The organism is Pseudoalteromonas prydzensis, from assembly GCF_001661495.1.
In the GTDB taxonomy this organism is placed as follows: domain Bacteria; phylum Pseudomonadota; class Gammaproteobacteria; order Enterobacterales; family Alteromonadaceae; genus Pseudoalteromonas; species Pseudoalteromonas prydzensis.
Genome location: NZ_BDDT01000015.1, coordinates 1 through 13,874, shown reverse-complemented (window position 1 = coordinate 13,874; position 13,874 = coordinate 1). Strand labels below are relative to the sequence as shown.

Below are 13,874 nucleotides of genomic sequence, written 5' to 3'. Positions count from 1 at the left end.
CAGATATGCAAATTTTAAAATTAGGCGGCAGAACTTTAGGGTTTATGTCGCTGCGCAAAGTTGCAATGAGCATCTCAACGCTACTTATTTTGGCCTCATTCGCATCGTTCTTCGTTAAAGGTTTAAACTTTGGTTTAGACTTTACCGGTGGTACTGCGGTTGAAGTTGGTTTTGCTCAACCTGCAGACTTAAAGAAGGTACGTTCAGTACTTGCCGAAAACGGTTTTGCAGATGCATCGGTGCAATTGTTTGGTTCAAGCCAAGAGATTTTAGTACGTTTAGCACCGCGCGGTGATGATGTAAAAGCGGAAGTCATTGGTAACCAAGTTATTGATGCACTTAAAAAGGCTGACGACAGCGTAGTCATGCGCCGCATCGAGTTTGTTGGCCCAAGTGTTGGTGAAGATTTAAAAGAGCAGGGTGGCCTTGCCATGTTAACTGCGCTGATTTGTATCTTGATCTACGTTGCATTTCGCTTTGAGTGGCGCTTTGCGGTAGGTGCTGTATCGGCACTTCTCCACGATGTAATTATTACACTAGGTTTGTTTTCAGTGTTAGGTCTAGAGTTCGATTTAACAATCTTGGCAGCAATCCTGGCAGTAATAGGTTACTCACTGAACGATACCATTGTTGTATCTGACCGTATTCGTGAGAACTTCCGTAAAGTGCGTATCGACGACACTATTGAGATCATTGATATTTCATTAACGCAAACACTTAACCGTACCTTAGTAACTTCAATCACTACTATCTTAGTATTGATTGCCTTGTTTGCTTGGGGCGGCCAGACTATCCACGGCTTTGCTACAGCATTGTTATTTGGTGTGTTTATTGGTACTTATTCTTCAATTTATGTTGCAAGTGCCGTTGCTATTGCAATGGGCGTAAGCAAAGAAGATTTAATACCAGAAGTGATCGAAAAAGAAGGTGCCGACTTAGACGCTATGCCATAAGGTATAAGTCTAAGTTTACCTTTAAAAAACCGCTCAACGAGCGGTTTTTTGTTTTTAAGTGTTTGTGCGTCAGCAAACTTAACGCCTACGGGAGTATAGAGTTATTTTGCTGCTTAATAACTTGTAGGCGAGTGGCTTGCCACCGCGTTGTTAAAAATATTCTAATGTCTTCTCTTTGTGCAAAAGATGTTTAAGTAATTTATTCACCACTGAGGGCACAGAGCTCACAGAGGAAGAGATAAAGTTAATGGTGCTGTGGTTAAGTAATTCCGTCTACGGGTTGGTATTGCTATTTGGATTTGCGTAGGCGCGGCTTTATGCCGCGCAGCTTGAAAGGCATGCTGTTAATTATTGCTATTTATGAAATTAAATATTCCCTATAATAGTCATTATTGATTAAGTATTAATGTAACTAACTAATGTTAAAGCCACTTGTAGTCGCTAGTAGTCTAATTATTGTTAGCGGATGCGATAACAACATAACAGCTCAACAAGCTGCTCATGTCGCCAAACCTGCACAATTAAGCGTATTTGAGCAATACTCACATCAAGCTAATACCTTGCTAAGTAATATTCGTGCGAGAAAGGATGCGGCCAGCTTAGAGGCAGAATCCGCACAGTTAGTCACCTTATCGCAGGCCTTAATTAAAGAGTTTGTTGTTAAATATCCCCGATGTACTGAGTACTTAGCTGCGCTGAGCGACGTGGCGACGGTGCTCTCTTCATTGCCCATAGATGAAATTGAAAGTGGGTATCATAGCGATGGCAAATTGCCTAAATTTGACGAGCCTATATGTTATCACGCGAAGGATTTACTAGTGCATCCAGCAACAGTGCAAGCGAATGCACGCTTGGGGTTAGTTGAACAACACGCTTATCAAAACGCAGAACTTGATATGATTGAAGTCATAGCGCATTTTGAGCAGGTTGCACGGGCATTAAATAACTAACTAATTATTCAGTGCAACACACTGCGCTGCCATAAAATTGTCATACGCTCTTGCTACTTTAACCGCCTCTTAATGAAGTTATGGGTTAATAATAGTGAGTGATCGGCTTGGTATATTAGAAAATATCTTAAAAAACAGTGAAATTACCACGTTATTTCAACCCATCTTTGATATTGCCGAGCAGCAAATATTAGGTTACGAAGCGCTTAGTCGTGGCCCTAAAGGCTGCGTACTAGAAATGCCTAATGCATTATTTAGTGCTGCGGTGAATTACGACAAAATCTCAGAACTTGAATTGCTATGCCGCTCTAAGGCAATCGAAAACTTTATAAAACTAAAGCTGCAAGGCAAATTGTTTTTAAATGTTAGTCCGAAAACGTTACTTGATCCCTGCCATCCTAAAGGTGAAACATTACACCTTGTTGAACAATTTGGCTTAGCTGCTAATAGAGTGGTTATTGAAGTGACTGAGCAAGAAAAAGTGGATGATGGCTTTTTATTACTGAAAACCATTGCTCACTATCGCAAGCTGGGTTTTTCAATTGCCATTGATGACCTAGGAGCGGGTTACTCAGGGTTAAAGCAATGGTCAGAATTATGCCCTGATTATGTAAAGATTGATCGCTACTTTATTGATCACTGCGACGAAAGTGTGGTTAAAAAAGAATTTTTAAAATCCATTATTGAACTTGCTAAAGTCACTAAAACAGCGGTTATAGCCGAGGGAATAGAGCGTCCTGAAGAGCTTAGTTTACTCGAAAGCCTTGGCATAGTGCACGCGCAAGGATTTTTGCTTGAGCGGCCAAGTTTACGGCCAAGTGCAGAGTTTAACTCCGAACAATTGCAGCAATTAAATTTTACACCATTAGCTGATCAGTTTGAGCAATCAATGGCAATTGGTTGGCTGGCAGTTGAACAAACACCTATTGATAGCCATACTCGTTGTAAAGATGCCCATAATATTTTTGAAAAAGATAAAGCAATTATCAGTATTGCTATTGTTAACCAAGATTTGCAACCAATAGGTTTGTTGCACAAAGACCAGCTAACGGAAGTATTTGCAGCGCCTTACGGTCACGCTTTATATGATAAACAACCCGTCACAGCATTAATGCATAAGCAACCTTTAGTCGTTGATGAAAATCAGTTACTTGATACAGTGAGCCAGAAAATAACAGAAAATGACTTTGATATTCGCCGCCATATTATCATCACGCGTGCTGGACGATACTTGGGCCTTGCGCCACTTCGCGATATTTTAAAACACATTACCGAAGAGAAAATACGCCATGCCCAGCATGCTAACCCACTCACTATGCTACCTGGTAATGTGGCAATAAATGAAGCGATAGAACATAGACTAAGAGTAAAACACGGCTTCGCACTCGCTTATATAGATTTAAATCACTTCAAACAGTTTAATGACTTATATGGTTACGCCAGTGGTGACAGTGTTATAAAATTGCTAGCGGATGTGACCACCCAGGCATGCAGTAACATACCAAGTTTTGTTGGTCATATTGGCGGCGATGATTTTATGGTGGTGTTTGATGGCGATGATGCTGAGGTTGTTTGTAATCAAATAATTAGTGATTTTGAGTTAAAATCACGGGCCTTTTTTACCCCAGAGCATATTGCCAGTGGCGGTTATTGGGCCAGTAACCGTGAAGGTGAAAAACAATTTGTGCCATTGTTAACATTATCAATTGGTGTTGTAGAGCCAGATTTAGAGCAATGCACTAACAGTCATCAAATTGCTGCGTTGGCAACCGATGCTAAAAAAGAAGCGAAGCGTTATCGGCACAGTTATCTATTTTTGTGCAAACGACGTGGCCCCGCACTTGCGGTTGTTCGTATAAACTCGGAAAAACAAGCAATGTGAAATAATTTTAAGGAGAAGTTGTTTTACTTGAGTATTCACTCACTAGCGTGTAGCTTAATTTAAACCTAAAAGGTAAGCACGCCAAAAACTAGAAAATAATAATTATGACTAGCTACTTTTCCTCACTTATTTCACTTTTAGCATTAAAAAAGGAGCCTAAGCTCCTTTTTATAGTTTACTCACACTAATAATTAGCGAAGTAACGCTTCAGTTAAAACTGGGCGAATTTCACGAATGATTGCTTGAGTCAGCTTTGGTGCGCCACAGATAAGGTTACCGCTGTGGCTATAATTATTACCACCAGCGAAATCAACAACCATACCGCCAGCTTCCTTAACCATTAGCTCACCCGCAGCGCTGTGCCAAGGTTTTAAGCCAATCTCAAAGAAACCATCAACGCGCCCTGCTGCAACGTACGCCATATCTAATGCCGTACAACCAGCGCGGCGAATATCAGCAGTATGAACAAACAATGCCTTGAATGCTTCAGTGTAAGCATCCATGTGGTGTTTGTTTTTATACGGGAAACCAGTAGCTAGCACAGTGCCTGATAAAACAGTTGTTTTACTTACGCGAAGACGTTTGCTGTTTAGCTGTGCGCCTTGACCACGAGAAGCAGTGAAAAGCTCACCACGAATTGGATCGTAGATAACTGCTTGGTCTAAACGACCTTTAACTTTAAGTGCGATAGAAACCGCATAATGAGGAATGCCTTTGATGAAATTTGTAGTGCCATCAATAGGATCAACAATCCATTGGTAATCTGCATCCTTGCCTACGTGCTCACCTAGCTCTTCACCAACAATAGAGTGAGTAGGGTAAGACTGTAAAATTGTGTCGCGAATTACGGCTTCGGCTTCTTTATCAATATTGGTTACTAAATCGTTAGTGCCTTTTTGTTGCACTTCAACTTTTGATAAATCTTCACTTGCGCGAAGTAAAATTTTGCCTGCGTTACGCGCAGCGCGAACCGCAATGTTTAACATTGGATGCATGGTGTTACCTTTGGGTTGTAAAAGAACGTGTATATATTTCTATATATTTCAGCCGGCGTATTCTAGCGATTTTTGCCACAAAGTAAACAATAAACCCCAAAAAGTTTTGAGTGTTTTTTGTACGTAGTTGAGTTGTAAGAGAAAAGCTGTAGAGTTTTAAGCTTTAAGTTATAAGTAGTATCGTGCATTACTTAATCATTACCGCTTAATTTGTTTTTTAGGCTATTAAGCATTGCAGATAACTCCCTTGTTTCCTGTAGCCAATGCTCACCTTGCTCTTTGTTTATAAATTTAATTTCAATTCCAATATATATTTGAGTGCGAGCCTCTGAAAGTGACGATCTTGCAATATCAAGGAAGCGCTTCTTTTCTTTATTGCTATCTCTACTCATTCCTTCTGCAATATTACTAGGAACCGATAAGCCTGAGCGGGTTAGCTGGTCACGAAATCCATAATCTTTTATTTGTTTAGTGTGGATATAAATATCTGCACTTAATCGAGCTGAACGTTTCCATACTTCTAATTTCTCAAAATTCATAATCCAAGTTCCTTTTTAGGTACTTAAATTGTATAGCTTAGATTTGAGTCTGTGGTCAAATAAATAGCTGAGATTATTATCGATGTATCGCTTACAGCTTATCGCTTATCGCTTACAGCTTATCGCTTACAGCTTATCGCTTACAGCTTATCGCTGTGTTATAATCCGCGCAATTTTTTGTATGAGTGAAAGTAGCACCGCAATGATCTTAGATGACATCCGTATTGTTTTAGTCAACACCTCGCATTCAGGTAACATCGGCTCAGCAGCCCGCGCGATGAAAACCATGGGCTTATCAAAACTTTATTTAGTTGATCCTGCGTGTGAAGTAGATAGCCACGCCAGCGCATTAGCCGCGGGTGCTACTGATGTACTAGGTAATGCGGTGATTGTTGATACCGTAGCTGATGCAATTGCTGATTGTGCGCTCACAATTGGCACGAGTGCACGTTCACGTACCTTATCATGGCCTATGGTTGAGCCGCGTGAGTGTGGTGAAAAACTAGTGGCTGAAGCCGTGAATGGTCCTGTTGCATTAGTGTTTGGTCGTGAAAACAGCGGCTTAAGCAATGAAGAATTACAGTTATGTAACTACCATGTGTGTATCCCTGCCAACCCAGAATATAGCTCTCTTAATCTAGCTATGGCTGTGCAAACATTATGTTATGAAACCCGTATGGCTTTTTTAACACAACAGCCTAAAGTAACTCAAGAAGACGATGCAATTTACCCAAGCTCAAAACAAACAGAGCTATTTTACGAGCATTTAGAAAAAACACTGTTCGATACTGGTTTTATCATTAAACAACATCCAGGTATGGTAATGACCAAGCTGCGCCGGTTATTTAACCGCGCACGCCCTGAAGATGCAGAGCTAAATATCTTACGTGGAATTTTAACCTCAATAAATAAGTCTACTAAATAAGCGAAAGTTATAAGACTATTTGCTGCTAATACTTGACTAAATTACTCAGGTAATTACAATGAACACAATACTTGACTAAAATAGTCGGGTATTGAAGTTTAGCTGATAGCTGATAGCTGATAGCTGATAGCTGATAGCTGATAGCTGATAGCTGATAGCTGATAGCTGATAGCTGATAGCTGATAGCTGATAGCTTCTAATATAATACTTGACTATTTTACTCTGGTAATTAAAATTTGCACTCTTTAGTGCGGGGGCTCAAATGAAGTTAACATCAAAAGGCAGATATGCCGTCACAGCGATGCTTGATGTTGCGCTACACGCAAGTGTAGGGCCAGTTCCCCTTGCCGATATTTCAGAGCGACAAGAAATTTCGTTGTCGTATCTTGAGCAGTTATTTGCCCGATTACGTAAAAATGGTTTAGTAAGCTCTGTGCGTGGTCCAGGTGGTGGTTATCTACTTGGCCGTGAAACGCATGCTATTTCGGTTGGCGATGTGATCAATGCTGTTGATGAATCAATAGATGCAACCCGTTGTCATGGTGCAACGGGTGGTTGTCAAAGTGGTATGCGTTGTTTGACGCACACCCTATGGTCAGATTTAAGTGCCCGAATAGAAGACTTTTTAAATGGTATTACTCTTGCGGAGTTGGTGGAACAATCAGATGTGCAAGCAGTTGCATCTCGCCAAAAAAGCAACGTTAGCAATGCAATTAAGCAATTGGAAAATATTCAAGTAAGCTGCCAATTATAGGTTGGCGTCCAGCGGAGAAAGAAATGAAGTTACCGATTTATTTAGATTACGCAGCAACCACGCCAGTTGACGAGCGTGTTGCAAAAGAAATGATGCAATGCCTAACAATGGATGGCAATTTTGGTAACCCTGCATCACGTTCACACCGTTTTGGTTGGCAAGCTGAAGAGGCGATTGATCAGGCGCGTACTGATATCGCAGATCTAATTAACGCAGACCCACGTGAAATCGTTTTCACTTCGGGTGCGACAGAATCAAACAACCTTGCAATTAAAGGTGCAGCACAGTTTTACAAAAAGAAAGGTAAGCACGTTATTACCGCTAAAACTGAGCATAAAGCTGTGATCGACACATGTCGTGAGCTAGAGCGTCAAGGTTTTGAAGTTACTTATATGGACGTTGAAGAAAACGGCCTACTTGATCTTAAAAAGCTTGAACAAACTATGCGTGACGATACCGTATTAGTAAGCATCATGCACGTAAACAACGAGCTTGGTGTAATTCAAGATATCGCGACAATTGGCGAAATGTGTCGTGAACGTAAAATTATGTTCCACGTTGATGCCGCGCAAAGCGCAGGTAAAGTGTTAATTGACGTACAACAACTTAAAGTTGATTTTATGTCATTCTCTGCACACAAAGTATATGGCCCGAAAGGCGTAGGTGCTTTATATGTTCGCCGTAAGCCACGTGCTCGTTTAGAAGCACAAATGCACGGTGGCGGTCATGAGCGTGGTATGCGTTCAGGTACTTTAGCGACACACCAATTAGTTGGTATGGGCGCTGCGTTTAGAATCGCAAAACAAGACTTTGAAAAAGATCATGCACACATCAGTGCGCTACGTAAGCGTTTAATTGATGGCATCATGGCTGATATGGAAGAAGTGTATTTCAATGGTACACCAGATCAATCAGTACCAGGAATTGTTAACATCAGCTTCAACTTTGTTGAAGGTGAGTCGTTATTGATGGCTGTAAAAGATATTGCTGTATCATCAGGCTCTGCCTGTACTTCAGCAAGCTTAGAGCCTTCTTATGTATTACGTGCGCTTGGCCGTAACGACGAATTAGCACATAGCTCAATTCGTTTCAGTATTGGTCGTTTTACTACCGAAGAAGAGATTGATTATACCGTCAATTTAATGAAGAACTCTATCGGTCGCTTACGTGAGATGTCACCTCTTTGGGAAATGCATCAAGAAGGTGTTGATTTAGATTCAGTTGAATGGGCTCATCATTAATTGATGAGTACATCCGCTAGCAGGTAATGAGGATAGTATTATGGCGTATAGTGATAAAGTAATCGATCATGTTGAAAACCCACGTAACGTAGGTGTTTTAGACAAAAATGATCCATCAGTAGCAACCGGTATGGTTGGCGCACCAGCATGTGGTGACGTAATGAAGCTGCAAATTAAAGTATCAGCTGCAGGCGTCATTGAAGACGCTAAATTTAAAACATACGGTTGTGGTAGCGCAATTGCTTCATCATCACTGGTAACAGAGTGGGTTAAAGGTAAGACTTTAGATGAAGCTGCAATGATCAAAAACACTGATATCAGTGCTGAGCTTGAGTTGCCACCAGTGAAAATTCACTGTTCAATTTTAGCTGAAGATGCAATCCAAGCAGCAATTGCAGACTACAAAAGTAAACAAGCGAAGTAAGAGATAATCATGGCAGTGACATTGACAGATGCGGCAGCAAACCGCGTAGAATCATTTTTAGCAAATCGCGGTAAAGGCCTTGGCCTGCGCGTAGGCATTAAAACGACGGGCTGTTCAGGTCTTGCTTATGTTCTTGAGTTTGTTGACGAGTTAACTGACGGCGACGAAGTATTCGAATCCCAAGGGGTGAAAGTAATCGTTGACGCTAAAAGCTTGGTTTATATTGATGGTACTGAGCTTGATTACACCAAAGAAGGTTTGAATGAAGGGTTTAAATTTATTAACCCAAACCAAGCTGATGAGTGTGGTTGTGGCGAAAGTTTCACAGTTTAAAGATTAAAAGAGCTGTATATTGAAGCCCTGCACTTGTAGGGCTTTGTTCTATCTGAATTTTAAGCCAATACATTAATTTGGCATGGTTGGAATTATGCGCTATTTTGAATTGTTTGCGATACCGGTTGATTACAATGTGGATTTGGCAACAGTAAATAAAAATTACCTCGAACTCCAGCGTGCTGTTCACCCTGACCGTCATGCCAACGCTAGTAGCCGCGATAAATTATTAGCTGTACAAAATACAGCCGAAATCAATGACGCCTTACAAACTTTAAAGCACCCAGTAAAGCGTGCTGAATATATGCTCAGTGAACTCGGCGTAGATATTCGAGCTGAACAGCAAACGTTGCAAGATCCACTCTTTTTAATGCAACAAATGGAACTGCGTGAAGAACTTGAAGAGCTAACTACAAGTGCTGATCCCGATGCAGCGATAGCCCGGTTTGAACAGCAAATAAAGCAACTTGATAGCCAATATAGCGCGCAGTTAGCAGAGCAATTAGCAAGTAATGATGAGCAGCAATGGCAGTTAGCCGCTGATAATATTCGCAAATTAAAGTTCGTGTACAAATTACGCGATGAATTAGAGCGAATTGAAGACAGTTTATTCGACGATTAATTATCTAACTTACTGAACAACAAGTAAGTCAAACAAGAGTTAAAGAGCATTATGGCATTATTGCAGATTGCTGAGCCGGGGCAGAGCGCGGCACCACACGAACATAAGTTAGCAATAGGTATTGATCTGGGTACTACCAACTCATTAGTTGCGACAGTGCAAAGTGGCGAAGCCCGTACCCTTACCGATATTAGTGGTGCAGCTATGCTCCCTTCTGTTGTTCGCTATCAAGCTGACAGCGTTACGGTTGGTGCAGAAGCGGCACAAGCGGCTACGCAAGATCCTGCCAATACGCTTGTTTCAGTTAAACGTTTTTTAGGTAAAACCCAAGCTGAGATTGAACACAGCTATGGTCAATTACCGTATGATTTTTGCCAACAGGATGGCGCACTTGTCATTACTACCGCAGCAGGCAATATCAGTCCAGTCACTGCATCCAGCGATATTTTAAAAGCGTTAAAGCAACGCGCAGAAGAAAGCTTTGCAGGGCAAGATATTTTAGGTGCCGTGATCACCGTACCTGCTTACTTTGATGACGCGCAGCGCCAAAGCACTAAAGATGCCGCTGAGCTTGCAGGTATAAATGTACTACGATTATTAAACGAACCAACTGCAGCCGCAGTGGCTTATGGCTTAGACTCAGGCCAAGAAGGTATTATTGCGGTTTATGATTTAGGTGGCGGTACTTTTGATATTTCAATTCTGCGCCTAAACCAAGGTGTATTTGAAGTACTTGCAACCGGTGGTGACTCAAGCCTTGGCGGTGATGATTTTGACTCATTATTAGTGGATCACTTTAAACGTGAAACAGGGGTGATGACATTATCACCTTCAAACTTACGTTTATTCATCAATAAAGCAAAAGCCTGCAAAGAAGCACTTAGCCAATACGCAAAAGTGAATGTTGGCCTTGAGTTTGACAACGAAAAGTACACGGTTGAAGTAACCCGCGAAAAGTTTGAAGAATTAGCCATGGCTTTGGTTAAAAAGACACTTCGTTCATGCCGCCGTGCAGTGAAAGATGCAGGCATCAGTAATGACGAAGTACTGCAAGTGGTGATGGTGGGTGGTTCAACTCGTATGCCAATTGTACGTAGCCAAGTTGCTGAGTTCTTTAATAAAGAGCCACTTACTTCTATTGACCCTGATCGCGTGGTTGCACTGGGCGCGGCATTACAAGCTGATGTGTTAGTAGGTAACAAGCCTGATTCAGACATGTTATTACTTGATGTTTTACCATTGTCACTTGGCCTTGAAACCATGGGGGGCTTGGTTGAGAAAATCATTCCACGTAATACCACAATTCCTGTTGCACGCGCACAAGAGTTCACTACCTTTAAAGATGGGCAAACGGCAATGTCGTTGCATGTATTGCAAGGTGAACGTGAATTGGTTGACGATTGCCGCTCATTGGCTAAATTTAGCTTAAAAGGTATTCCACCCATGGCAGCCGGTGCGGCGCATATTCGCGTTACGTTTAAAGTTGATGCCGATGGTTTACTGAGTGTATCGGCAATGGAAAAATCAACGGGTGTACAAGCTGAAATCCAGGTTAAACCATCATTTGGTTTATCTGACGATCAAGTCGCTAATATGCTTAAAGAGTCGATGACTAACGCCAAAGATGACATGCAAGCACGTATGCTCAAGGAGCAGCAAGTTGAAGCTTTGCGTGTTATTGAGGCACTTTATGCATCACTGGCAACCGATAGCGCTTTACTTGATGAACATGAATTAACTAACTTGAATGCAGAAATTGCTAAACTCGTGACCGTTCGCGAGACAGCCACCGAGCCAAATGAAATAAAAGCAGCCATTGAAAAAGTTGATAACGCCAGTAGTAAATTTGCTGAGTTAAGAATGGATGCATCGATCAAAAAAGCACTGCAAGGGCAGTCAGTAGACAACGTTTAAAAGAGGTTCGAATGCCACAAATTATTTTTCTTCCCCATCCGGAATTATGTCCTGACGGCGCTGCAATTGATGCACCAAGCGGTGAAACTGTTCTTGATGTAGCACTTAAAAACGGTATCAGTATTCCCCATGCGTGTGAAAAGTCATGTGCCTGTACCACGTGTCATTTAGTGATCCGCGAAGGGTTTGATTCTCTAGATGAAAGCGATGAACTTGAAGACGATATGCTAGATAAAGCATGGGGTTTAGAGCCAGAATCACGCCTTGGTTGCCAAGCAATTATTCGTGACGAAGACTTAATAGTTGAAATACCGAAGTACAATCTCAATATCGTTAATGAAGAGCATTGATATTGAGCTTTTAGCGATAAGCTATAAGCATTAAGAAAACACCGCGCTCAATTTGAACGCGGTGTTTTTGTTTATAAATATGAAAAACCAGCGTGAGGTAAACTCGCGGCTACGGGTTTGCAGCGGAGTTTAAATTAGCGTAGGCGCGGCTTTATGCCGCGCAAGATTTAAGTGATTTACTCACAAAGAGGTTAAGAGGGCGCTGCGCTTAAGAGGAAGATATAAATAAATGGCTATGTTTTCTCATTTACTCTCATTGTCTTCTCTTTGTGCAAATTGTTTATGTCTTGCCTGTAATGAACATCACATTGGCTATATGCCGTAATAATTGCTTTGGAGGTTTTATGGATAATCTATTATTTAGCGACTCTTTCATTAACGGTGAGTTTTACTCGACCGCTAGTCATTTTGATATAATCGACCCCGCTACAGAACAAAGCATTACTTCGGTCAGTGATATTGACCAAGCGGGTGTAAAGCTTGCCATCAACGCCGCTCACGGCGCATTTATTAAACTCAAATCAACCAATGCCACCACCCGTAGTAATGTTTTAATGCGTTGGTATGAATTGGTAATGCAGCATAAACAAACGCTTGCTGAATTAATGACCAAGGAGCAGGGCAAACCACTTAAAGAAGCGCAGGGTGAAGTTGAATATGGTGCAGGTTTTATAAAATGGTATGCAGAGCAAGCAAAACGCAGTTACGGTGAGCTGATCCCTGCTACTGATGATAACCACAGATTATCGAGCTTTAAACAACCAATTGGTGTGGTTGCAGGCATAACGCCGTGGAATTTCCCCATCGCCATGGTAACGCGTAAAGTTGCGCCAGCCTATGCCGCAGGTTGTAGCTTTGTATTAAAACCTTCTGAGCACACACCTCTTTGTGCATTAGCGTTAGCATATTTAGCTGATCAAGCTGGTTTTGAAAAAGGCGCCTTTAATGTCTTGCTTTCTGAAAACGCTAAAATGGTCGGAGAGTTACTCACTGAATCTGAACTTGTTCGTAAGTTCACTTTTACCGGCTCAACGGATGTAGGTAAGCAATTACTAGCGCAATGTGCCCCAACTATTAAGCGTACGTCAATGGAGCTTGGTGGCAATGCACCGTTTATTATTTTTGATAACGCTGATTTAGATGAAGCTGTAAGCGGTTTAATGGGCGCTAAATTTAGAAATGGTGGGCAAACTTGTGTGGCGGCTAATCGCATTTTTGTGCAGCGCAGCGTACTTGATCAAGTGCTCGCAAAGCTAACAAAAAAAGTAGCAGCATTAAAAGTTGCAAATGGCTTTGACGCAGATACTGATATTGGTCCATTAATTTATCCTAAGGCCAAGCAAAAAGTGCAAGAGTTAGTTGCCGATGTATTGGCTAAAGGAGCATCAAAAATTGGTGATGATAAAGATCTTGGTGGTAACTTTCAGGCGCCACTGATCTTAACTGGAGTTACCAGTGAAATGGATATTTACCATCAAGAAGTATTTGGCCCAGTCGCTAGTATTATTGCTTTTGATGAAGAAGCTGAAGTGTTGGCAATGGCAAACGATGTCCCATATGGCTTAGCGGCTTACTTTTATAGCCAAGACATTAAACAAATCTACCGAGTTAGCGAAGCGCTAGAATATGGCATGGTTGGTATTAACGAAGGTTTGATTTCAAATCCTGTTGCACCATTTGGCGGTGTAAAACAGTCAGGCTTAGGTCGCGAAGGCGGCCACCAAGGGCTAGACGAATACCTCGAAGAAAAATATGTGTGTATGAAAATTTAAAGCCAGAAGCTTTTAGCCGTCAGCCGTCAGCCGTCAGTTTTAGACATAAATAAAAACCGTACTTGACTAAACACAAGTGCGGTTTTTAATTTTTAGCTGATAGCTGATAGCTGATAGCTGATAGCTGATAGCTGATAGCTGATAGCTGATAGCTGATAGCTGATAGCTGATAGCTGATAGCTGATAGCTGATAGCTGATAGCTGATAGCTGATAGCTGAT

The 13,874-nt window shown here is 41.5% G+C and carries 14 protein-coding genes; 12 read left to right on the top strand and 2 right to left on the bottom strand.

Annotated features, from left to right (window positions below):
• Positions 1-5: 5 nt before the first annotated feature.
• The 3 genes from secF to A7968_RS19125 all read left to right on the top strand — a co-directional run bounded on the left by secF (position 6) and on the right by A7968_RS19125 (position 3,785).
• The gene (gene secF / locus A7968_RS19135) at positions 6-953 is read left to right on the top strand and encodes a protein translocase subunit SecF (RefSeq protein WP_064668146.1); all 948 of its coding nucleotides are present in this window, start codon (positions 6-8) and stop codon (positions 951-953) included.
• 419 nt (positions 954-1,372) lie between these two features.
• Complete coding sequence (locus A7968_RS19130; RefSeq protein WP_064668145.1) at positions 1,373-1,903, top strand: hypothetical protein; 531 nt, start codon at positions 1,373-1,375, stop codon at positions 1,901-1,903.
• A 94-nt stretch (positions 1,904-1,997) separates the two neighbouring features.
• Complete coding sequence (locus tag A7968_RS19125) at positions 1,998-3,785, top strand: GGDEF domain-containing protein (protein ID WP_064668144.1); 1,788 nt, start codon at positions 1,998-2,000, stop codon at positions 3,783-3,785.
• A gap of 191 nt (positions 3,786-3,976) precedes the next feature.
• Here the strand turns inward: A7968_RS19125 and suhB are convergent, their stop codons facing one another.
• Together suhB and A7968_RS19115 are read right to left on the bottom strand one after the other, a co-directional pair.
• Positions 3,977-4,780 carry an inositol-1-monophosphatase gene (gene suhB, locus A7968_RS19120; RefSeq protein ID WP_064668143.1) on the bottom strand — a complete coding sequence of 268 codons (804 nt, stop codon included), beginning with the start codon at positions 4,778-4,780 and terminating at the stop codon, positions 3,977-3,979.
• Between the two features lie 191 nt (positions 4,781-4,971).
• On the bottom strand, positions 4,972-5,319 hold the full coding sequence (locus A7968_RS19115; protein WP_064668142.1) for a four helix bundle protein: 348 nt from the start codon (positions 5,317-5,319) through the stop codon (positions 4,972-4,974).
• A gap of 202 nt (positions 5,320-5,521) precedes the next feature.
• Here A7968_RS19115 and trmJ point away from each other — a divergent pair, with 202 nt between their 5' ends.
• The 9 genes from trmJ (at position 5,522) to A7968_RS19070 (ending at position 13,654) form a co-directional block, all read left to right on the top strand.
• A complete protein-coding gene (gene trmJ / locus A7968_RS19110) occupies positions 5,522-6,244 on the top strand; it encodes a tRNA (cytosine(32)/uridine(32)-2'-O)-methyltransferase TrmJ (RefSeq protein WP_064668223.1) in 723 nt (240 codons plus the stop codon).
• Between the two features lie 262 nt (positions 6,245-6,506).
• Positions 6,507-6,998: a Fe-S cluster assembly transcriptional regulator IscR gene (iscR, locus tag A7968_RS19105; RefSeq protein WP_064668141.1), complete on the top strand. Its 492-nt coding sequence runs from the start codon at positions 6,507-6,509 to the stop codon at positions 6,996-6,998.
• Between the two features lie 23 nt (positions 6,999-7,021).
• Positions 7,022-8,239 (top strand): IscS subfamily cysteine desulfurase, encoded by a 1,218-nt coding sequence (locus tag A7968_RS19100; protein WP_064668140.1) that lies wholly within the window; start codon positions 7,022-7,024, stop codon positions 8,237-8,239.
• Positions 8,240-8,279: 40 nt separating this feature from the next.
• Positions 8,280-8,663 (top strand): Fe-S cluster assembly scaffold IscU, encoded by a 384-nt coding sequence (gene iscU / locus A7968_RS19095; protein ID WP_016710658.1) that lies wholly within the window; start codon positions 8,280-8,282, stop codon positions 8,661-8,663.
• 9 nt (positions 8,664-8,672) lie between these two features.
• Entirely contained in the window at positions 8,673-8,996 is a 324-nt protein-coding gene (gene iscA, locus A7968_RS19090) for an iron-sulfur cluster assembly protein IscA (RefSeq protein ID WP_064668139.1), read from the top strand.
• Positions 8,997-9,090: 94 nt separating this feature from the next.
• On the top strand, positions 9,091-9,618 hold the full coding sequence (gene hscB / locus A7968_RS19085) for a co-chaperone HscB (RefSeq protein WP_064668138.1): 528 nt from the start codon (positions 9,091-9,093) through the stop codon (positions 9,616-9,618).
• 51 nt (positions 9,619-9,669) lie between these two features.
• Positions 9,670-11,532 (top strand): Fe-S protein assembly chaperone HscA, encoded by a 1,863-nt coding sequence (hscA, locus tag A7968_RS19080; RefSeq protein ID WP_064668137.1) that lies wholly within the window; start codon positions 9,670-9,672, stop codon positions 11,530-11,532.
• An 11-nt stretch (positions 11,533-11,543) separates the two neighbouring features.
• The gene (fdx, locus tag A7968_RS19075; RefSeq protein WP_016710654.1) at positions 11,544-11,882 is read left to right on the top strand and encodes an ISC system 2Fe-2S type ferredoxin; all 339 of its coding nucleotides are present in this window, start codon (positions 11,544-11,546) and stop codon (positions 11,880-11,882) included.
• Positions 11,883-12,226: 344 nt separating this feature from the next.
• Positions 12,227-13,654: an NAD-dependent succinate-semialdehyde dehydrogenase gene (locus tag A7968_RS19070; RefSeq protein ID WP_064668136.1), complete on the top strand. Its 1,428-nt coding sequence runs from the start codon at positions 12,227-12,229 to the stop codon at positions 13,652-13,654.
• Positions 13,655-13,874: the final 220 nt, after the last annotated feature.